Genomic DNA, 20424 nt, shown 5'->3' with positions numbered 1-20424 from the left:
TTACTCCGGAATCACCACGGTGCCATCGGGGAACACGATGGCGCCGTCACCGCTGACATCGAAGAAGCCCAGCTGGTGGGTGTTGGCCAGCACCTGCACCAGGCCGTGCGCGTTCTCGGCCACCTCGTCATCGAACGAGGCGTAGACCACGTGCTGGCCGATGCTGTAGTCGGTCACTTCCGGGCGGTCGTCTTCCTCATCGGACAGCGGGCCGTCCATCGGCGGGTAATGCTCGGCCAATGCGGCGAAGAATGCCTGCAGCGCCGGCACCGACACCTTCGGGTCGTCGTAGTCGTGCGTCTCGTTCCATTCGGTCTGCGCGTCATACCACTGCAGGAAGGCCTCGGCCTCGCGCGGGGCGACGGCGGGGTCGAACACCATCAGGTCGTAACTCATCGGAAATCACCTTGATCCATGCGCAAATGCATGCGTCAGGATAGCCCTGATCGGTGTGGGCCGGCCGGTCTGCGGCCAGGCCGGTTCAGCGCGGCGCGGGCAGGCCAGGGGCCGCTGCGGGGGGCTGGGCAGGGGTATCGACCACCGGCGCCTCGGGGAACAGGGCATAGCGCAGCCCGATCAGGCCCATCAGCGCCTCATCGCGGGCCTTGCCGGCCGCCACGGTCTGCACGCGCTTGAGCGAGGCCTCCAGCCGGGTCTGCAGCCCGGCCGGGGCAGGCACTGGCCGGCGCTGCGCGGCCTGGGCGCGGTAATGGCGGGCGATGTCGTCCAGGATCGCGTCGATCGCGGCCACGCTGGCCGGCGGCAGGCCATGCCGTGAGCGGCGCAGCTGCAGGATGTTCAGGCCGATCCGCGCTTCGGTGAGCATGTCCACCGAGGCGATGTCGCTGCCTTCCGGCGTCGCCGCCAGGCGCGGCGCCAGCAGGCCGAGCAGATCGAGCATGCGCGCGGCGAACTGCTGGCGGTCCTGCTGGCCACGGCCCTCGGCCGCATCGGCCAGCGTGTTCCAGCCTTGGCGTACCAGCCGGCGTGCGGTCCACTCGGCACCCACCGAGCGGAACAGCCGCGTCATCACCACCGCAAAGCCAATGCCGATGAACATCGCCACGGCCGAGTTGATGAAGCTCTGGATGTTGGCGCTGTAGGTGTTCTGCACGTTCAACAGCGCGACCAGGTTCACCGTGAGCGGCAGGCCGATCAATGCGGTCTTGGGCCGATGCAGCAGCAGGCCCAGCGGCAGGAAGATCACCGCCAGCACCAGCACCAGGCTGCCGAAGTCGTGTACGGCCGGGAAGATCCCGAACAGGTACACGCCGGCCACCAGGCTGGCCACGATGGCCCAGAGCAGGAAGGACAGCATGCTCGGCGCCGGATCATCCTGCGCGGCGAAGAACGCGGCGGCCACCGCGGCCATCATCGCGCCGTTGCCGCCGCCCTCCCAGCCGAGCCCGATCCACAGCACGCAGTACGTCATCAGGGCGACGCCGGCACTGGCGGCGGAGAACAGCGCCATGCCGTAGTCCACATGGCGCACGTGATCCACGCGCTGGGTGCGCACGCGGTAATGCGCGGTATCGCTCGGCGCGGTGCCGGCATCGATGGCGGCATGCAGGGTGGTGCAGTCCTGCCAGAGGTCGACCAGCTCTTCCAGCCGCAGCAGCAGGGTCACCAGCAGCAGGTGGTCCAGCTCACCATCCACCGCCGGCTTGAGCGCGACGATGCGTGCGCGCAGTGTGGCGTACGCACTGGCGCTGGAGCGGCCGGGCTGTTCCAGCCACTGGGCCAGATCGGCGATCAGCGTCTCCAGCCCGGGCGGCAGCGCACGGCCACCCGCACGCAACGCCCCGAGCCGGTCGGCGATCGAAGAGAGCACCGGCAGCATCAGCAGCATGCGCTCGCGCAGTCGCTCCATCGAGACCGCCGCGCCGGCATGGCGCGGATCATCGCGACGCATGAATTCGATCAGCGCCTCGAACTGGACCAGATCGGCGGCCAACCGGTTGCGCGGGCCATGCGCATGGCCGCGCGTCAGGATCTGCCGGCACCAGTCGGCCGCATCGCCCATCCAGCTGCCGATCCGCGAGCGCAGCATCGGCCGCACCGAGGCCGGGAAGAACAGCGAGGCGAACAGCACCGCCACCACCGTGCCGAGGATGATCTCCTCGCTGCGCGCCACCACGGTGTCGAAGATGGTGTCCGGCGAGGTCACCGCCGGGAAGCCGATGAAGGCGGTGGTGTACCCGGCCAGCAGGAACGCGTAGCCGCGCGGGCCGCGGTTGAGCAGGGCGATGAACAGACACCCGGACAGCCACAGCGACATCGCCGCGCTGAGCAGCAAGGGGGTTTCCACCAGGTGCGGCAGCATCCACAGCGTCGCCGCACCGGCGATCAGCGTGCCGAGGATGCGATAGGCGCCCTTGGCGCGGGTCGGGCCCAGCATCGGCTGGGTCACGATGTAGACCGTGGCCATCGCCCAGTACGGCCGCGAAAGATTGCCGGCCAGGCCGATGTACAGCGCCGCGATCGCCGCCAGGAAGGTCTTGACCGAGAACAACCAGGCCTGTCTGTCCAGCAGCAGCATGGCTTACCTCGCGGCCGTGCCGGTGGCGACGGCGTCGGCATTCCAGCCGCCGCCGAGCACCAGGAACAGCTGGATCTGGTCGCGCGAGACCTGCGCCTGGGCCTCGGCCAGGGTCGCATCGGCGCTGGCCAGGCTGCGGTCGGCATCCAGGCTGGCCAGGTAGGGCGTGCGCCCGCCCTGATAGAGGCGGCGGTTCTGGCTGGCGGCCAGGTCGGCCTGCTGCTGGGCCTGCTGCAGGAACTGCAGGCGCTGCAGATCCTGGGCATAGCGGCTCAGCGCGGTCTGGGTTTCGCGCAGGGCCTGCAGCACGCTGTGATCGAACTCGGCCAGCGCGGCGTCGGCGCCGGCTTCGGTGGCGTGGATGCGCGCATGCGTGCCGGAAGAGGGCAGCGTCCAGGAAATCAGTGGGCCGATCGACCACTGCTGGGTCAGCGGCGTACCGAAGTCTTCCAGCAGGCCGGCGGCACCCACCGAGGCACCGAGGCGGATGTCCGGGTACAGCTCGGCGGTGGCCACCCCGATCCGCGCGGTGGCGGCGGCCAGTTTGCGCTCGGCCTGGCGGATGTCCGGGCGGCGCTGCAGCAGCGCGCGGCCATCACCGATCGGCAGCGCCTGCGCCAGCGTTGGGGCCTGGCTGCAGTCGCTCACGCCCTCGGGCAGTTGCCCCGGGGTGCGGCCGAGCAGGGCGGCCAGCTGGTATTCGGAGGCTTGGCGGTGCGCGCGCAGCGGCGGCAGCGCGGCCTGCAGCATCGCCACCTGGGCGTTGGCGCGGGCCAGCTCCGGCGGGGTGCCGCGGCCGGCCGTGATCAGGCGCTGGGTGACCTCGCGGCTGCGCTGCTGCAGCTGCAGCGAGTGCTCGGCCACGTGCAGCTCGTGGTTGGCGTGGCAGATGTCGACGTAGCTGCCGGCCACCTGCGCCACCAGCGACACGCGCGCCAGGTCCATCGCGGCGGCGGTGGCCTGCTCGTCGGCATGCGCGGCCTCGGAGGCGCGCTTGAGCTTGCCGAACAGATCGAACTGATAGGACACCGCGAATTTGCCGTCGGCCAGGTTGATCGGCGGCAGTTCGTGCTCCAGCAGGAACGATTCGGCGGACAGCTGCGCGCGGCTCACGCCGGCCTCGGCCTCGTACTCGAAGCCACCGGCATCCAGCGCCTGCTCGTACACGGCGGCGGCGCGGCGCAGGTTGGCATCGGCCACCTTCAGTTCCACGTTGTCGCGCAGCGCCTGCTGCACCAGCGCATTGAGGGTGTCGTCCTGGTACAGCTCCCACCAGCGCGCGGGCAGCGCGGCCCCAGCGGCGACCTGCGGGTTACCGGTCTCGAGGAAGGCGGCATTCGCCTCCGGCCGCTGGAAGGCGGACCCGGCCGGCACCGCATAGTCCGGGCCGACCGTGCGGCACGCGGCCAGCGTGGTCAGGGCCAACCCGAGGGCGATGCGGTGCAGCGCCGGGCGGTTCACAGCGCCGTCCGTGCCGGTTGCGCCGGCGTGGCCGGGGCGGTGTCCGGCTGGATGGTGACCGTGGCGGTACGCCCGGCGATCAGGTTGACGCCGGCCGGCACGCGGTCGATATGGATGCGCACCGGGATGCGCTGGGCCAGCCGCACCCAGTCGAAGGCCGGGGTCACGTTCGGCAGCAGGCTGCTGCCTTCGCTGCGGTAACGGTCTTCGATGCCGGCGGCGATGCTCTGCACGTGGCCCTGCAGCGGCTGCGCTTCGCCCATCAGGCGGATGTCGACCTTCTGCCCGGAATGCACGCCCTGCAGGCGGGTTTCCTCGAAGTAGCCGTCCACGCGGAACGAGCCGGTATCGAGCACGGCCATCACCGGCCGCCCGGCGGTCACGTAGTCGCCGGCACGCACGGTGCGGTCGTTGACGTGGCCATCGCTGGGGCTGCGCACTTCGGTGCGGGCCAGATTGAGCTTGGCCAGATCCACGGCCGCCTGCGCGGTGGCCATCGAAGCCTGCGCGGCGAGCAGCTTGGCCCGGCGCACTTCGGCGTCCTCGGCGGCGACCAGATCCTGCAGGCTGCGGTCGCGGGCGATCTCGCGGCGCAGCTGGTCCAGCGTGGCGCGGCGCTCGCCCAAAGCGGCCTGGGCCTGCTCCAGCGCGATCTCATAGCGCGCGCGATCGACCACGAACAGCACCTCACCGCGCTTGACCGGCTGGTTGTCGGCCACCTTCACTGCCTCCACCAGCCCGGACACGTCCGGCGCGACCTGGACCACGTCGGCACTGACGTGCGCATCGCGCGTCCACGGCTCATCCATGTAATAGGCCCACAGGTGGCGCAGCACCAGCACGGCGGCCACTACGGCCACGGCGGTCAATACGACCGGGAATGTCTGCTTGAGGATCTTGTTCACGATTGCATCCAACGCATCAGGGAAAACAACCCGCCGAGCACGATCACGTACACGGCCAGGTTGAACAGGGCGGGGTGCCAGATGTGGCGGTAGGCGCCGGTGCGCTGCAGGACCACGCGCAACCCGCTCTTGAGCAGGTAGGCAAGCAGCATCAGCCCGAGCAGGGTCGGGACGAACACACCATAGAGACTGAATTCACCGTACATCGAGGCAGAGGGTTCACTGGAAAAAGGTAGGCGACGACCGTTGGTCGTCGTATGTCATGCCGTCGCAGTACGACACCGGGCCGTACAACGGGAGAGCAGGCTTACGTCACGCGGTCGGCCGCATCGGCCAGCAGCTGCCACAGCTTCAGCACGGTGCGCAGTTCATCCAGGGTCAACGCGCCAAACACGTCCTGGCGCAGCCCGATCAACTGGGTCTCCAGCTGGCTGACCAGGGCCTCGCCCTTGTCGGTCAGCCACAGCAGGTTGGCGCGGCGGTCGCTGGCATCGCATTCGCGGCGGACCAGGTCGCTGGCGGCCAGCTTGTCCAGCAGGCGGACCAGCGAAGGGCCTTCCATGCCCAGCTGGTGGGCCAGCGCCACCTGGCGGATACCCCCGCCGGCGCGCCCGATCATCAGCAGCGGCATGGTGCAGGCAGCGGAAATACCGTAGCTGCCCAGGGCCTGGTCGGCCAGGCGCTGCCACTGCCGCCCTGCGTATAGCAGGCCGGAACTGAGCTGCATCTGCAGCTGGGTACGTTCGTCGAGGGATCGGTTCATCAGAATAGATAGGATACTACTAATTCGTCTCCTATCAATACCCGTGGCACAACCGCGGCCCAATGACAGCCTGTCCGGACACGGCCCGGGCGCCCCGGCGCAGGACGCCCGAGGGGTCTGTCGGGTACGATGCTCGCCCCCCTTCGGGTGCTGTATGTAATGAGCAAGCAAGACAACGACGCCAACCCCGTCACCCAGGCCGAGGCCGAATCGGCGGTGCGCACCCTGCTGCGCTGGGCCGGTGAAGATCCGACCCGTGAAGGCCTGCTGGATACCCCGCGCCGCGTCGCCGAAGCCTATGGCGACTGGTTCAGCGGCTACCGCGACGACCCGCGCGCCTATATGGAGCGGACCTTCGAGGAAGTGGCCGGCTACGACGAACTGATCGTGCTGCGCGACATCGAGTACGAAAGCCACTGCGAACACCACATGGCGCCGATCATCGGCCGCGTGCACGTCGGCTATCTGCCGGCTGGCAAGGTGGTGGGCATCAGCAAGCTGGCCCGTGTGGTCGAGGCGTACGCACGCCGCTTCCAGGTCCAGGAAAAGATGACCGCACAGATCGCCCAGTGCATCCAGGACGTGCTGCAGCCGGTCGGCGTGGGCGTGGTGGTGGAAGGTGCGCATGAGTGCATGACCACCCGCGGCATCCACAAGCGCGGCGTCAGCATGGTCACCTCCAAGATGCTGGGCAGCTTCCGCGAGGACGCGCGCACCCGCGCCGAGTTCCTGCGTTTCATCGAAGTGGGCGGCAAGCGCTGATTCCCCGCGCTGTCGCGCGCGGCCGGCAGGCGCTGGGCTTCGGCCCGGCCCTGCGGGTGCGTGCGCGTCCCGTTTCCTTCCCGGCCGCCGCGACCCGCGCGGCCTGTCTTCCTGTCCCGGGTCTCGAATGAAACATCGCGAGCGCATTACCCGTTACCGCCACCTGCGCGAACAATCGCAGTGGAAGCTGCTGGCGGCCGATCACGCGCCGGAGATCATCGGCCTGCTGCAGAGCCTGCTGATGCAGGACGAGCGCACCCTGTCCACCGCGGTGCTGCACGAACGCCTGCAGCGCGCGCTGGATGATCTGAAGGCCGATGAGCTGTCGCGCGATCTGCCGCGCACCGCACAGGCCTACATCGCGCATTGGCTGGCCCAGGGCTGGCTGGAACGCCGCTTGCCCGACGGCGCCGATCAGGAACAGTACGAACTGTCCACCCAGGCCGCGCAGGCGATCCGCTTCGCCGACAGCCTGGAGCAGGCGCGCGCTGCCGCCACCGAGAGCCGCCTGGCCCTGGTGATCGAGCAGCTCTCGCAGCTGGCCGCGCTGACCGAATCCAATCCGGATGCACGCCTGTCCGCGCTGCGCGACGAGCGCGACCGCATCGATGCCGAGATCGCCCGCGTCAGCGGCGGCAAGGTGTCCTCGCTGGATGGCAAGCGCGCGCTGGAACGGACCCGCCAGATCATCGGCCTGGCCGACGAACTGGCCGAAGATTTCCGCCGCGTGCGCGATGACTTCGAACGCCTCAACCGTGAATTCCGCGAACGCATCATCGATGACGAAGGCGAGCGCGGCGACGTGCTGTCCAAGCTGTTCGAAGGCGTGGACGTGATCGGCGACAGCGACGCCGGGCGCAGCTTCGAGGCGTTCTGGCGCCTGCTCAATGATGCCGAACAGAGCGCCCAGCTCGATGCCGCGCTGGAGACCGTGCTCGCGCGTGGCTTCGCCCGCAAGCTGGATCGCAACGAGCGCACCTTCCTGCGCGGCTTCACCACCACCATGCTCGAGCGCGGTGGCCAGGTCCACGATGTGCTGCAGCACTTCGCCCGCAGCCTGCGCGGCTTCGTGCAGAGCCGTGGCTACCTGGAACAGCGCCGCCTCAACCAGCTGCTCAAGCAGGCCCAGGGCGAGGCGCTGGGCCTGCGCGACCACATCCCGGCGCAGCGCGGCATCGGCCGCGACCTGCAGCTCACCACCAGCCGGCTGCGCTCGCTGTCGCAATGGAAGCTGCACGACCCGCGCCAGGCGCAGGTGGATGGCAGCGTGCAGCGCAACGACACCGCCGCGATCTCGCTGGAGAGTGTCGGCGACCTGGTGGCCGCCTCTGAAATCGACTTCCGCACCCTGCGCCGCGATCTGCACGACCTGCTCGGCGAGCAGCCGCGGCTGTCGATCGCGCAGGTGCTTGAGCACCGTGAGGCCCCGCAGGGGCTGGGCAGCATCATCGGCTACCTCTCTCTTGGCACCCGCCACGGCGAGGTCGCCACCGATCAACAGGAGATCGCGCAATGGCGCGGCGGCGATGGCCAATGGCGTCGCGCCCGCATTCCGCTGATCTGGTTCACCCAGGAGAAACGCCATGAGCTGGCATGAACAATCCACCGACACCCCGATCGACGGCGGCGCAGACGGGCACGACGACGAACCGGTCGTGGTGACGCCCGTCCTGCGGCGTAACAATGACGTGTTCTACATGGGCGACACCGGCCGGCTGCCGCTCGATGGCCGCCGCGCGCTGTGCCAGCTGCTGATCGGCCCGAGCATCGACCAGCTGCGTCACGCCAAGCTGTGGCCGGCGCTGATCCGCAGCGAAGCGGCGATCCGCTCGGCGCTCTCGGACCTGTTCCTGGAACTGGTGCTGGACCGCGAGAGTGGCGTGGCGTTCACCCGCCAGGCCGATACCGAAGATATCGATGCACCGGTGCTGCTGCGTACCTCGCCGCTGACCTTCATCGACTCGGTGCTGCTGCTGCACCTGCGCCAGCAGTTGGCCGAAGCCGATGCGCGCGGCGTGCGCGCGGTGGTCGAGGATGCCGAGCTGGCCGAAGCACTGGCCGTGTACGAGCGCCACCTGTCCACCGACCGCGCCGGCTTCAACCGCCGCGTCGCCAGTGCCGTGCAGAAGATGAAGGACAACCACATCCTCACCCGCCTCGGCGGCGACGATGCGCGTCATGAAGTCTCGCCGGCACTGAAACTGATGTTCTCCGCCGAAGATGTCGCCGCCCTGGCCCAGGTGTACCGCCGCCTGCGCGAAGCGCCGGCCGACCTCGACGCCTGAGCGCGCGCCCGCGCGCCGCTGCCCTGCCTGGATTGCTAGCCCTGCCATGACCGTCCACATTCCCGCACCCGCCCTGTTCCCCGGCGACCAGCCCGACCCGCGCGCGCAGCAGTTCCGCATGCGCCGCCTGCAGGTCCACAACTGGGGCACCTTCTCCGGCCTGACCGAAGTGCCGATCGCCGAGCGCGGCTTCCTGTTCGTCGGCCGCTCCGGCTCGGGCAAGTCGACCCTGCTCGATGCGATGTCCGCGCTGCTGGTGCCGCCGGCCCTGGTCGACTTCAACGCCGCCGCGCGCGAAGCCGAACGCAGTGGCCGCGACCGCAACCTGGTCTCCTACGTGCGGGGCGCCTGGGCCGACCAGCAGGACAGCGGCACCGGTGAAATCGCCACCCAGTACCTGCGCAAAGGCGCTACCTGGACCGCCCTGGTGCTGGAATACCGCAGCAATGACGGCCGCATCGTCAGCCTGGTGCGCCTGTTCTGGATTGCCGGCAACGGCGCGGCCGCGGCCGATGTGCGCAAGCACTACATGGTGGCCGAGCGCAGTTTCGACATCGCACGTGACCTCGGCGGCTTCGACCTGGACCTGCGCAAGCTCAAGCAGCGCCTGGGCGATGTGCATCACTTCGACAGCTTCGCCAGCTATGCCGAACGGTTCCGCCATGTGCTCGGGATCGAGAACGAGATGGCGCTGCGCCTGCTGCACAAGACGCAGTCGGCGAAGAACCTCGGCGATCTGAACGTGTTCCTGCGCGACTTCATGCTCGATGCACCGCGCACCTTCGATGCGGCCGAGCGGCTGGTCGATGATTTCGCTGAACTCGATGGCGCCCACCAGGCCGTGGTCACCGCGCGCCGCCAGGTTGAAACCCTGCTGCCCGCACGCGGCCACTACGCCGATCTGCAGGCACTGCGCCGCCAGCGCGAAGACCTGGACGAGATGAAGCTGGGCATCGACGGCGTGCGCGAGCAGCGTCGCCTGGCCCTGCTTGAGGCACGCCTGCTGGAACTGGATACCCGCGACCGCGGTCTGTCCGGGGAAGAAGGCCAGCGCCGCAGCGCGCTGGAGAATCATGAAAGCCACCTCGCCGAGCTGGAAGCGCAGCGTCGCCAGCAGGGCGGTGAGCGCATCGAAGAACTGGAGCGCGAGCAGGGCCGTGTCGCCCAGGAACGCGACCGCCGGCTGGCCAAGCGCAGCCAGGCCAACCATGCCAGCCGCGAACTGGGGGAAACCCTGGCCGAGACCGCGCACGGGTTTGCCGAGCAGCTCGCCCGCGCCCAGGCCCGCTTGGACGACGGCCAGCGCGCCGCGGCCGAGCTGGACGAAGCCATCGCCGAGCGCATGGGCGGCAAGCGCGACGACGAGCGCCGCTTCGCCGAGGTGCGTTCGGAACTGGAGGCGCTCAAGCGCACCCCGTCCAGCATTCCCGCGCCGATGCAGCAGCTGCGCGCGCGCCTGAGCAGCGACACCGGCATTCCCGAGGCGGCACTGCCGTTCGTGGGCGAACTGCTGCAGGTCCGCGACGAAGACGCCGCATGGCAGGGCGCCATCGAGCGCGTGCTGCACGGCTTCGCGCAGTCGCTGCTGGTCGATGAGCGCCACCACGCCGAGGTCTCGGCGTGGATCAACCAGACCCACCTCGGGACCCGCCTGGTCTATTACCGGGTGCGCCGCAACGACGACGCACTGCATGGCCGCGAGCCGGGCGCACGTTCGCTGCTGCACAAGCTGGTGCTGCGCGAGCACGGCTATGCCGGCTGGCTGCGCCGCGAGCTGGGCAAGCGCTTTGACTACGAGTGCGTGGATGCACGCCATCTGCGCGATACCGACCGCGGCATCACCAAGGAAGGCCAGGTCAAGCACCCGGGCGAGCGCTTCGAGAAGGACGATCGCCACAACATCAGCGACCGCCGCCGCTGGCTGCTCGGCTTCAACAACCGCGACAAACTGGACCTGTACGAGCGCGAAGCGATCGAACTGGCCCAGCGCATCGCTGCCTGCGACAGCGACGTGGCCGGCCTGCGCGCGCAGCGCGAACAGGACGGCAAGGCCCGACTGGCCTGCCATCAGCTGTGCACGCTGGGCTGGGACGAGATCGATGTGGCCGCACCGCTGCAGCGCCTGGACGACATCGCCCAGGCCCTGCACGACCTGCGCGAAGGCAATGCCGATCTGCGCAGGCTGGGCGAACAGATCGAGAAGACCCGGGCCGATGTGGCCCAGGCCAAGCGCACCTATGAAGACGTACGCGTGGAGCGCGGCCAGCTCGGCCGTGAACACGAACGCCTGGAACGCCTGCACGAGCAGTGCGCGCCGCTGGCCAAGCGCGTGGTCACGCCGCTGCAGCAGCAGGGCCTGGACGAACGCCTGAAGGCGCTCGGGGTGCTCAGCCTGGAGAACCTGGAAGCCCACTTCCGGCAGATCAGCAACACCCTCAACGAACAGCTCGGCGGTGCCCAGGCCGAACACAACCGGCTGGAAAACCTGCTGCTCGGCTGCTTCCGCCGCTACTGCCAGGCCTGGCCGGAAGACAGCGGCGACTTCACCGTCAGCCTGTCCAGCGCCGAAGATTTCCTGGCCCGCCTGCAACGGCTGGAGAACGATGGCCTGCCGCAGCACGAGGCACGCTTCTTCGATCTGCTGCAGAGCCAGAGCAAGAACAACCTGTTGGCCCTGCAGCGGCACACGGCCGAGGCGCGCAAGTCGATCGCCCAGCGCCTGGACGAGGTCAATGCCTCGCTGGAGCAGGTACCGTTCAATCGCGGCACCCTGCTGACCATCGAACTCACCGACCGCCGCCTGCCCGAGGTACTGGATTTCCACCAGCGCCTGCGTGACGTGCTGTCCCAGCAGCAGACCGAGCAGCGCGAACTGGCCGAAGCGCAGTTCGCGGTGCTGCGTGAGCTGGTCGCCAAGCTCGGCTCGCAGGAAGGCGAGGACAAGCGCTGGCGCGAGCTGGTGCTGGACGTGCGCCTGCATGTGGAATTCGTCGGCGTCGAGCTCGACGCCGCCACCCGCCAGCAGGTCGAGATCTACCGCAGCGGTGCGGGCAAGTCCGGCGGTCAGCGCCAGAAGCTGGCCACCACCTGCCTGGCGGCCGCGCTGCGCTACCAGCTCGGTGGCGCCGACGGCCAGCTGCCCAGCTACGCGGCGGTGGTGCTCGATGAAGCCTTCGACAAGGCCGACAACGAGTTCACCGCGTTGGCGATGAACATCTTCGACAACTTCGGGTTCCAGATGGTCGTGGCCACCCCGCTGAAGTCGGTGATGACGCTGGAGCCGTTCATCGGCGGTGCCTGCTTCGTGGAGATCAGCGGTCGCCACGACTCCGGCGTCCTGTTGATCGAGTACGACGACGAAGGCAAGCGCCTGAAGCTGCCCGAGCGTGCCCGCGCCGGCGAGACGACGGCGGCACCGGCACCGGCCGTGATTGCCCCGCCTGCCGTAGTGGATGCCCCCGAGGCGATGGCCACTGAAGTGATGGCGGCCTCGATCGACGAGGACGCCCACGTCGAGGCCGAGGTCGTGGCGGCGCCGGCAGCGGCGTCGGCATCCCGCCCGAAGAAGGCTGTGCCCCAGGTGCCGGCAAAGAAAGCGGCAAAGAAGACGGCCACCAAGGCCGCGCCCAAGGCGCCCGCAAAGAAGCCCGCCAAGCCCAAGCGCTGAGCAACCGACGGGTCAGCCCCAGGGCTGGCCCGTCCTGCTAACCGGCGAAGGTGTCCCAGCCCATCCGGGCGATCAGCACCACCACCAGGCCGACGAACAGCTTGCGGATGAAGGGCGTGCCACCGCGCAGCGCCATCCGCGTGCCGACCACCGAGCCGATGATGTTGGCCGCGGCCATCGGCAGTGCGAACAGCCACAGGATGTTGCCGGTCGGCACGAAGAAGGAGATCGCCGCCACGTTGGTCGCCAGGTTCACCACCTTGGAGGCGGCCGACGCACGCAGGAAGTCCAGCCCGAAGAAGCGCACGAACAGGAAGATCAGGAAGCTGCCGGTGCCGGGCCCGAAGAAGCCGTCGTAGAACCCGATCACCGCACCGATCGCCAACGCGGTCACCAGTTCCTTGCGGCCGATCTCGCGCGGGCGGTGCAGGGCACCGAAGTCCTTCTTCCACAGCGTGTAGCCGAGCATCGCCACCAGCAGCACCAGCACCAGCGGGCGTACCGCGTCCTTGGGCAGCAGGCTGACCGCCGTGGCCCCGGCAAACGAGAACACAAACGCCGTGCCCGCCGCGAACAGTACCGGCCGCCACGGGAAGCGCACATTGCGCGCGTAGCGGAATGCGGCAGCCGCCGTGCCGAACATCGAGCTGAACTTGTTGGTGCCGAACAGCATCGCCGGCGTGTGCTGCGGCAAGACGGTGAACAACCCGGGCAACTGCACCAGCCCACCGCCGCCGACGGCGGCATCGACCAGGCCGGCGATGAAGGCGATCGCCACCAACCACAACAGCTCAGGGGGAACCAGCTCAAGCACGGCAGCACATCGCGGCAGAAGGCGCGCCAGCATACGCCCGGTCATCGCGCGACAATACCCCCATGACCACCGCCATCTCCGATCCCTGTCCCTGCGGCCGCCCACCGGCCTACACCGCCTGCTGCGGCCGCTACCACGCCGGCACACCCGCGCCGGATGCCGAAGCGCTGATGCGCTCGCGCTACAGCGCCTACGTGCGCCACCTGGCCGGGTACCTGCTGGCCAGCTGGCACCCGTCCACGCGCCCGGCCGAGCTGTCGCTGGACGAAGCACCCGGCCAGCGCACGCAGTGGCTGGGGCTGACGATCCACGCACATACCCGCTCAGATGCCGACCACGCCCAGGTCCGTTTCACCGCGCGCTACAAGGTCGGCGGCGGCAGTGCGGTGAAAATGCTCGAACACAGCCGTTTCGTCCGCGAAGACGGCCGCTGGTTCTATCTCGACGCATTCTGAGCGTTGTCACCCGATCCATGCCGTGCCATGACGTGGCGCTCACCCCGGCTGGCCGATCCTGATCGCGATGACTACCGCCGTTGCTGCCGCACCTCCGCATACTGCCGCCCCGCCGACGTCGCTGGCCGCCCGCTACGCCAGCGTGCGCGCCCGCACGGTCGCGCTGGCCGCCCCCCTCAGTGCGGAAGACGCCATGGTGCAGAGCATGGCCGACGCCAGTCCGGCCAAATGGCACCTGGCCCACACCACGTGGTTCTTCGAGCGCTTCGTGCTGGCCACCCGGCCCGGCTACGCACCGGTCGATGCGGACTGGCATTACCTGTTCAACAGCTACTACCAGAGCATCGGCCCGGCCCATGCGCGCCCCCAGCGCGGTCTGCTCTCGCGGCCCTCGCTGGATGAAGTGCTGCATTTCCGCGCCGAGATCGACCAGCGCGTGATCGCTGCGCTGCAGGCCGGCAGCCTGAGTGAGCAGGCCCAGCAGCAGCTGCTGCTCGGCCTGCACCATGAGCAGCAGCACCAGGAACTCCTGCTGACCGATATCAAGCACGCGTTCTGGTCCAACCCGCTGCAGCCGGCCTACCGCGAGGATCTTGTCGTGGCGCCGGCCCGTGCGCTGCCGCTGCAGTGGCTCAGCAGTCCCGAACAGATCGTGGAGATCGGCGCGCCGGTCTGGCCCACCCGCCCCACGTTCGCCTATGACAACGAATCGCCGGTCCACCGCGTATTGGTGCCCGCGCATGCGCTGGCCAACCGCCCGGTCAGCAATGAGGAGTACCGCCAGTTCGTGCAGGCCGGTGGCTACCGCGAGCCGCGTTGGTGGATGAGCGAAGGCTGGACGCTGTGTCAGGAGCAGCACTGGGAGCATCCACTCTATTGGGATGACGCGCTGGAGCGGGAGTTCACCCTGGGCGGCTGGCGTGCGCTCGACCCCCACGCACCGGTCTGCCATCTCAGTTACTTCGAAGCCGACGCCTACGCACGCTGGCAGGACGCCAGGCTGCCCACCGAATTCGAATGGGAGGCCGCCACCGCCGGCCGGCCGCTGCGGGGTCGCTTCGCCGATACCGATCACCTCCACCCGGGCGGGGCGGCGGAAGAAGGCGATCTCGTCCAGCTGTTTGGCGATGTATGGGAATGGACCAGCAGCGCCTACGGGGCGTATCCCGGCTTCCGCACCTTCCCGGGCAACCTCGGTGAGTACAACGGCAAATTCATGTGCGGGCAGTGGGTGCTGCGCGGAGGCAGCTGCGCCACCCCGGCCGATCACCTGCGCGCCAGCTACCGCAATTTCTTCGCGCCGTCGGCCCGGTGGCAGTTCGCCGGCCTGCGCCTGGCCCGGGATGCCGCATGAGTTCGGTCCGTGATGCACTCCAAGCGTTGACCGATCTGCAGCCGGATCGGGACCAGATCACCGCCGACATCCTGCGTGGTCTGTCCACCACCCCGCGGCAGCTGCCCTCCAAGTACTTCTACGATGCGCAGGGCTCGGCGCTGTTCGAGCAGATCACCCAGCAGCCGGAGTACTACCCGACCCGCACCGAGCTGGAGCTGCTGCAGGACTGCGCGCGTGACATCGCCAAGGTGGTCGGCCCGCGACTGCATGTGGTCGAGCTGGGCAGTGGCAGCGGGCGCAAGACCGAACTGCTGCTGCATGCGCTGCGGGACCCGGTCGCTTACACCCCGATCGAAATCTCCCGCGCCGCGCTGCTGGACAGCATCACCCGGCTGGCCCCCTCGCTGCCGGACATCGAAATGCTGCCGGTCTGCGCGGATTTCACCCAGCCGGTGCAGTTGCCATCGCCGCAGCGCGAGCCGGCCCGCCACCTGGTGTTCTTCCCTGGATCGACCTTGGGCAACTTCGCCCACGACGACGCCGTCGCCCTGTTGAAGGCGATGCGCCAGACCATGGGCCCGGATGGCATGGCCCTGATCGGCATCGACCTGCACAAGGACGCGGCGTTGATCGAAGCGGCGTACAACGATGCCGCCGGGGTCACTGCCGAGTTCACCCTCAATCTGCTGCGTCGGCTCAACCGCGACATCGGCAGCGATTTCGATCTGGACGGCTTCCGCCATCGTGCCCGCTACAGCGTGCCGCGGCTGCGCATCGAAACCGAGCTGGTCAGCCAGCGCGACCAGCGCGTGCAGGTGGGGGGGCAGAGCTTCGACTTCGCCGAAGGCGAGGCGATGACCGTCGAGTACAGTCACAAGTACACCGATGCGGTGTTCGCCGCGATGGCCGCCGCCGCCGGCCTGCGCGTGACCGCCCACTGGAACGCCACCGATCCCGCCTTCGGCCTGCGTCTGCTGCAGCCGGCCTGACCTGCGCGGCATTGCCGCTATGATGCAGGTCCACTGGCTGCAAGGATTCCGCCAATGCGATGGTCGCCCCTGTTGTTGGCCGGGCTGTGGCTCGGCGCACCGTCGATCGCGGTCGCCGCGCCGGACGCATTCGCCACCTGCCTGGTCACGCTGAAGGCGCAGGCCGGCAAGCAGGGCATCAGCGCCGAGCGCTTCGAGGTGCTCACCGCCGGGCTGACCCCCGACCCCAGCGTGTTGCCGCTGCTGGATGCACAGCCGGAGTTCACCACTCCGTTGTGGGATTACCTGGCCGCGCTGGTGGATACCCAGCGCGTTGATGACGGGCGCGCCCGTCTGATCGAGCACCGTGATCTGCTGGCCCGTGTTTCGGCCGAGTACGGTGTCGATGCCGCCACCATTGTCGCGGTGTGGGGCGTAGAGAGCGATTACGGCCGCGTGTTCGGCAAGCGCCCGCTGCTGCAGTCGTTGGCCACGCTCTCCTGCGAAGGCCGCCGCCAGCCCTTCTTCCGCGGTGAACTGCTGGCCCTGCTCAAGCTGATCGATGCCGGCGACCTGCGCGCCGAGGGCCTGACCGGCTCGTGGGCCGGCGCCTTCGGCCACACCCAGTTCATGCCCTCCACCTATGCGCGCATCGCGGTGGATGGCGACGGCGATGGTCGCCGCGATCTGGTCGCCTCCATTCCCGATGCGCTGGCCTCCACCGCCAACTATCTCAAGAAGGCAGGCTGGCGTACCGGGCAGCCGTGGGGCATCGAGGTGAAGATTCCGGCCGGCTTCAACGCTGCCCAAGCCGGCCGCACCCAGCGCAAGCCACTGGCTGACTGGCGCGCGCTGGGCATCGTCCCGGTCGCCGGGGGGGGCCTGGCGCCTGCCGGGCTCCCGGCCGACAGCAACGCGGCACTGCTGCTCCCGACCGGTGCCAAGGGCCCGGCGTGGCTGGTGTTCCGCAACTACGACGCGATCTACGCCTACAACGCCGCCGAGAGCTACGCCCTGGCGATCGCCACCCTGGCCGATCGCCTGCGGGGTGGTCCGGGTATCGTCGCCGCCTGGCCAACCGACGATCCCGGCATCGGCCGTACCGAACGTCGAGAGCTGCAGACCCTGTTGCTGGCCCGCGGCCACGATATCGGTACGGCCGACGGCATGATCGGTACCGCGACCCGCCGCGCCATCCAGGCCGAGCAGCAGCGCCTGGGCTGGACCCCCGCCGATGGCCGTGCCGGCCAGCGCATTCTCACCGCCCTGCGCGGTGCTCCTCCTTCTTCCACACCGACCATGCCCGCATCCACCGTGTTCACCCTGCCGCCCAATCACGCCCAGTACGTCCAATCCCCGGCGGCGCCCCGCGCGGCCCTGCCCCAGGTGCCCGGGCTCAGCCTGGCCGACATCCAGGGCTTCCCCGCGTGGACGGTCGAGACCCCGTTCGCCACCGCCGCGATCAGCGTGTTCGGCGGCCAGCTCCTGTCCTATGTGCCCAAGGGCGGGCAGGACGTCATGTGGCTCTCGCCGAGCGCCCAGCCGCTGCCGACCCCGATCCGCGGGGGCAGCCCCGTGTGCTGGCCGTACTTCGGCCGCCAGGGGCAGGGCAATGACGTGCCCTCGCATGGCTTCGTCCGCAACGTGCCATGGACCCTGCAGCAGGCCCGTCGAGAGGCCGACGGCACCATGGTGCTGACCCTGGCGCCGCCGGTGCTGGAGAACCTGGACCTGCGCCTGCGCATGGAGCTGCGCATCGGCCGGACCCTGGAACAGCGCCTGATCACCGAAAACACCGGCCGCCAGCCGGTCGCCTTCACCCAGGCCCTGCACAACTACTTCCATGTCAGCGATGCGATGCAGGTCAGCGTGGAGGGCCTGGATGGCCTGTCCTACCTGGACAAGTTCGAGAATTACGCGACCCCGCGCCAGCAGCAGGGCGACTGGAACCTGCGCGACCCGCGCGATCCCGGCCGCAGCGACCGCATCTATACGCAGGCCGGCGGCCGCTACGTGCTCAAGGACCCGGGCCTGAAGCGCCGCATCGAGATCACCACCACCGGCAGCCGCTCGCTGGTCGCCTGGAACCCGGGTGAGGCCGGCGCCAGCAAGATGGCCGATGTCGGGGCCGGCTGGCGCAACTATGTGTGCCTGGAAGCGGCCAACGCCGGTCCGGATGTGGTGACGCTGGCGCCGGGCGCGCAGCACGTGCTGCAGCAGACGCTGGCGGTTCGCCCGCTATGAGTACGGTTCCGTCCCCGGCCCGGCCGGACGAGACGGCCGAGGATCCTTATCGCGCGCCCAGCACCGCCCTGCACGAGGCCATGATCGACGCCCAGATCGATGCGGCCGTGGCGGTGCATGACCGCCATCCGCTGCTGGCGAAGGCGGTGGGCGACAACTTCGCGTTGTATGCCCGTCGCTGGCATCTGGATGACGCCGGTGGCCGCTGGCCGCGCCCGTGGCACTGGCCGGCCGTCCTGTTCGGCTTCCACTGGCTCATGTACCGGCGCATGTACCTGGTGGCATTGGCGGTGCTGGTTGCTGATTTCGCCATTGGCATGGCGATGGTCCTGCTGGACCTGGCCGTGGGCGGCGTCGTGCTATCGCTGGGTGTGCGGCTCTCGCTGGGCATCTTCGGCAATGCGCTGTACCGCTGGCATTGCCGCCGCATGGTGGCGCGGGCGCAGGCCCGTTTTACCGGGCAGCCGGAGCGGATCAACGCCGAACTAGTACGCCGCGGGGGTACCAGCCGGCTTGCCCTGGGCCTGGGCCTGGCACTGTTCGTCGTACTGCGTATCTTCGAAGGCGCGTGAGGCGTCAGCGGGCGACCGGACGCGGTCGCAGTGCTGCCAGGCAGATGCCGCCGGCGACCAACCCCCAGAACGCCGAGCCGATCCCGGCCAGCGACAGGCCCGAGGCGGTGACCAGGAAGGTCACCAGCGCCGCTTCGCGATCGGCCTCCTCACGCAGGGCCGTCGCCAGGCTGTTGGCGATGGTGCCGAACAGTGCGATGCCGGCCACGCAGGCCACCAGTTCCTTGGGGAAGGCGGCGAACACGGCCGCCACCGTCGCCCCGAACAGGCCCACCACGATATAGAAGGCGCCCGCGGCCACCGCGGCGGTATAACGGCGGGCCGGATCCTCGTGTGCCTCACGGCCCATGCAGATCGCGGCGGTGATCGCGGCCAGGTTGAGCCCATAGGCGCCAAACGGGGCGAGCAGCGTGTTGACCACCCCGATCCAGCCGATCACCGGCGATACCGGGGTGTCGTAGCCGGAGGCACGGATCACCGCTACGCCCGGGATGTTCTGCGAGGCCATGGTGACCACGAACAGGGGCAGGGCGATGCCGAACACCGCCGACCACGACAGCGTTGGCCAGGTGAATACCGGCGTGGCCAGTTCCAGCCGCACGTCCTGCATATGAAGCAGGCCCTCACCTGCGGCGACCAGGACACCGACAACCAGCGTGGCGATCACCGCATAGCGCGGGAACAGCCGTCGCCCGATCAGCCAGGTGGCGAACATCGCCAGTGCCATGCCCAGCTGAGTGCCCATGGAGACGAACACATCCAGACCGAAGCGCAGCAGTACGCCAGCAAGCATGCCAGCGGCCAGCGCCATCGGCACACGCTTCATCAGCTTCGCGAAGATCCCCGAGAAGCCGGCGAGCATGCCCAGCACCGCGGCAAGGACGAACGCACCGATCGCATCGCTGTAGCCGACCGCGCCCGCACCCACCACGAGCATGGCCGCACCCGGCGTGGACCATGCAGTGACGACCGGCATCCGATAGCGCAGTGACAGACCAATACACGTCACGCCCATGCCAAGGCCCAACGCCCACATCCACGAGGCGATCTGCGCCTGGTCGGCGCCTACCGCGCGTGCGGCCTGGAACACGATCACCGCCGAACTGGCGAAGCCCACCAATACCGTAATGAAGCCCGCCATCACCGCAGGCAGGGAGAGATCGCGCCACAACGAACGTTTGCCTACCGCGGACATCGCATGCATTCCTGATGACAAGAGATGCATTGTTAGCAAGCCAGCGGCAGCACGCGCAACGCGCGTGCTGCCGCGCTTGTTGATGAGCAGCATGGATGGATGACGCGTTGATGAAAAAGATCGACGAAAACCCTTGACGAATTTTCAGAAGCCTTTAGTATTCGCTCCCTCGCTGCGACGCGGTCTTCACCCCGGTGAACACCCACCCGCAGCGACGGCAACAAGCTTCGAAAGAAGGTGTTGACGGAAACGAAAAGCCTGACATAATAGGCGGCTCGCAACGACGAAAGCCTCTAAGGCGAACGACGAAGCGGCATCGGCAACAACGGTTCACTTCGGTGAAACGACCTTGAAAAAAGGTGTTGACGAAGCAGATAAGCCGGTCTATAATGGGCGGCTCGCAACGACGGAAACGTCGGGGCAAACGGAAGAAGGCGCTGAGGCCGATTCCAAAGTTC

At 68.7% G+C, this 20424-nt stretch carries 16 protein-coding genes and 1 pseudogene; 9 read left to right on the top strand and 8 right to left on the bottom strand.

The genetic code is table 11. The features are described 5' to 3' along the window. From ABE422_RS04270 to ABE422_RS04245, 6 genes are all read right to left on the bottom strand, one after another. Positions 1-396: a hypothetical protein gene (locus ABE422_RS04270; protein ID WP_088435243.1), complete on the bottom strand. Its 396-nt coding sequence runs from the start codon at positions 394-396 to the stop codon at positions 1-3. Between the two features lie 85 nt (positions 397-481). Then, the gene (locus ABE422_RS04265; protein WP_313211294.1) at positions 482-2539 is read right to left on the bottom strand and encodes an FUSC family protein; all 2058 of its coding nucleotides are present in this window, start codon (positions 2537-2539) and stop codon (positions 482-484) included. Positions 2540-2542: 3 nt separating this feature from the next. Continuing rightward, positions 2543-4000, bottom strand: a complete 1458-nt coding sequence (locus ABE422_RS04260) for an efflux transporter outer membrane subunit (protein ID WP_313219794.1) — start codon at positions 3998-4000, stop codon at positions 2543-2545. Continuing rightward, the gene (locus ABE422_RS04255) at positions 3997-4905 is read right to left on the bottom strand and encodes an HlyD family secretion protein (protein ID WP_346482549.1); all 909 of its coding nucleotides are present in this window, start codon (positions 4903-4905) and stop codon (positions 3997-3999) included. The genes ABE422_RS04260 and ABE422_RS04255 overlap by 4 nt, the downstream gene beginning before the upstream one ends. Then, entirely contained in the window at positions 4902-5111 is a 210-nt protein-coding gene (locus ABE422_RS04250; protein WP_019183984.1) for a DUF1656 domain-containing protein, read from the bottom strand. The genes ABE422_RS04255 and ABE422_RS04250 overlap by 4 nt, the downstream gene beginning before the upstream one ends. A gap of 101 nt (positions 5112-5212) precedes the next feature. After that, positions 5213-5668, bottom strand: coding sequence for a MarR family transcriptional regulator (locus ABE422_RS04245; RefSeq protein ID WP_313211297.1), 456 nt, complete (start codon positions 5666-5668; stop codon positions 5213-5215). A gap of 159 nt (positions 5669-5827) precedes the next feature. Between ABE422_RS04245 and folE the strand changes: the two genes are divergently transcribed. From folE to ABE422_RS04225, 4 genes and pseudogenes are all read left to right on the top strand, one after another. Beyond that, positions 5828-6430 (top strand): GTP cyclohydrolase I FolE, encoded by a 603-nt coding sequence (gene folE, locus ABE422_RS04240; RefSeq protein ID WP_019183982.1) that lies wholly within the window; start codon positions 5828-5830, stop codon positions 6428-6430. A 127-nt stretch (positions 6431-6557) separates the two neighbouring features. Beyond that, positions 6558-8027: a DUF3375 domain-containing protein gene (locus ABE422_RS04235; RefSeq protein ID WP_346482548.1), complete on the top strand. Its 1470-nt coding sequence runs from the start codon at positions 6558-6560 to the stop codon at positions 8025-8027. Between the two features lie 88 nt (positions 8028-8115). Beyond that, positions 8116-8715, top strand: a pseudogene (locus tag ABE422_RS04230) (DUF4194 domain-containing protein); the annotation flags it as partial. Positions 8716-8761: 46 nt separating this feature from the next. Next, the gene (locus ABE422_RS04225; RefSeq protein ID WP_346465253.1) at positions 8762-12382 is read left to right on the top strand and encodes an SbcC/MukB-like Walker B domain-containing protein; all 3621 of its coding nucleotides are present in this window, start codon (positions 8762-8764) and stop codon (positions 12380-12382) included. A 37-nt stretch (positions 12383-12419) separates the two neighbouring features. On the opposite strand, the gene ABE422_RS04220 is transcribed toward ABE422_RS04225, so the two are convergent. Further along, positions 12420-13196, bottom strand: a complete 777-nt coding sequence (locus ABE422_RS04220; protein WP_070474219.1) for a TSUP family transporter — start codon at positions 13194-13196, stop codon at positions 12420-12422. 62 nt (positions 13197-13258) lie between these two features. On the opposite strand from ABE422_RS04220, the gene ABE422_RS04215 reads away from it, so the two are divergent. From ABE422_RS04215 to ABE422_RS04195, 5 genes are all read left to right on the top strand, one after another. Next, positions 13259-13651, top strand: coding sequence for a YchJ family metal-binding protein (locus tag ABE422_RS04215; RefSeq protein WP_346482547.1), 393 nt, complete (start codon positions 13259-13261; stop codon positions 13649-13651). 67 nt (positions 13652-13718) lie between these two features. Next, a complete protein-coding gene (gene egtB / locus ABE422_RS04210; protein ID WP_313219791.1) occupies positions 13719-15005 on the top strand; it encodes an ergothioneine biosynthesis protein EgtB in 1287 nt (428 codons plus the stop codon). Further along, positions 15002-15976 (top strand): L-histidine N(alpha)-methyltransferase, encoded by a 975-nt coding sequence (gene egtD / locus ABE422_RS04205; RefSeq protein ID WP_346465248.1) that lies wholly within the window; start codon positions 15002-15004, stop codon positions 15974-15976. Before egtB ends, egtD begins: the two co-directional genes overlap by 4 nt. A 54-nt stretch (positions 15977-16030) precedes the next feature. Further along, on the top strand, positions 16031-18199 hold the full coding sequence (locus tag ABE422_RS04200) for a lytic murein transglycosylase (RefSeq protein ID WP_346482546.1): 2169 nt from the start codon (positions 16031-16033) through the stop codon (positions 18197-18199). Next, the gene (locus ABE422_RS04195) at positions 18196-18771 is read left to right on the top strand and encodes a DUF2628 domain-containing protein (RefSeq protein WP_346482545.1); all 576 of its coding nucleotides are present in this window, start codon (positions 18196-18198) and stop codon (positions 18769-18771) included. Before ABE422_RS04200 ends, ABE422_RS04195 begins: the two co-directional genes overlap by 4 nt. Before the next feature lie 4 nt (positions 18772-18775). On the opposite strand, the gene ABE422_RS04190 is transcribed toward ABE422_RS04195, so the two are convergent. Beyond that, positions 18776-19966 (bottom strand): benzoate/H(+) symporter BenE family transporter, encoded by a 1191-nt coding sequence (locus ABE422_RS04190; RefSeq protein WP_346482544.1) that lies wholly within the window; start codon positions 19964-19966, stop codon positions 18776-18778. Positions 19967-20424 lie beyond the last annotated feature (458 nt).

It is taken from the genome of Stenotrophomonas sp. TWI1151, from assembly GCF_039673135.1.
Taxonomy (GTDB): domain Bacteria; phylum Pseudomonadota; class Gammaproteobacteria; order Xanthomonadales; family Xanthomonadaceae; genus Stenotrophomonas.
Note: the sequence above shows the minus strand (reverse complement) of the source record. Positions and strands in the feature narration are given on the sequence as shown.